Source organism: Priestia sp. P5_B4, assembly GCF_056400385.1.
The window spans coordinates 1-682 of sequence record NZ_JBFULJ010001381.1 but is presented as its reverse complement, the minus strand read 5'-3'; the positions used below and the strand labels follow the sequence as shown (position 1 = coordinate 682).

The 682-nt window shown below is 36.1% G+C and carries 1 protein-coding gene; it reads right to left on the bottom strand.

Annotated features, from left to right (window positions below):
- Positions 1–70: 70 nt before the first annotated feature.
- The coding region (bshC, locus tag AC1DRF_RS31115) for a bacillithiol biosynthesis protein BshC (RefSeq protein ID WP_477742714.1) at positions 71–682 on the bottom strand (612 nt) is incomplete at its 5' end.

Genomic DNA, 682 nt, shown 5'->3' with positions numbered 1-682 from the left:
TGGTTAACATTCACCTTGTAGACTTTTTCTCTTTTCCAAAATAAAAATCCTGCTTTTCAGCAGGATTTTATTAGACATAACAGACTTTTAACTGGTGATTTAATTCGACTTCAGCACTTAGTAAATCTGACACAAATTGCATACCATAACCATTTAAATAATACATAATATTCCACATTCGTTCTTGTAGAGCATTGTAGGGACGAAGAGCAAGTTCAATTTGAGCATATTTTGAATGCTTCACATCGTGCTTAATTAGCTGTTTGGATTCGACAATCTTTTGAATGGTTTCAAACTGCTTTTGAATAATCGCTCGATTTTTAAGCATGACTTCATCAAATGTTTTGTCTTCTTTTTGAATATTTTCACGAAGAGTTTTATGAATTTTTTCGAAATCTTCTTTCGCTTTTTCAAAATACATTTCGTATGGGTTGTGAACTTCTGTCTTAAGCCAGTGCTCCCTCTCTGCATCTACACCTTCGTTCACTACGTTCGAAAGGTCTAACTGAAGTTCATCCATATACTTCTCGATATGTCTTTCTACGATTGCATAGGATAACCTAGGGACCACGGGAGGCATTTTAAAGCTAAATAAAGAAAATGCTTTTTCAAGCTCTGCCCAATACGCTACTTCCCCCGGACCTGCAATAAACGCAAGGGTAGGAAGTAAGTACTCCTGCAT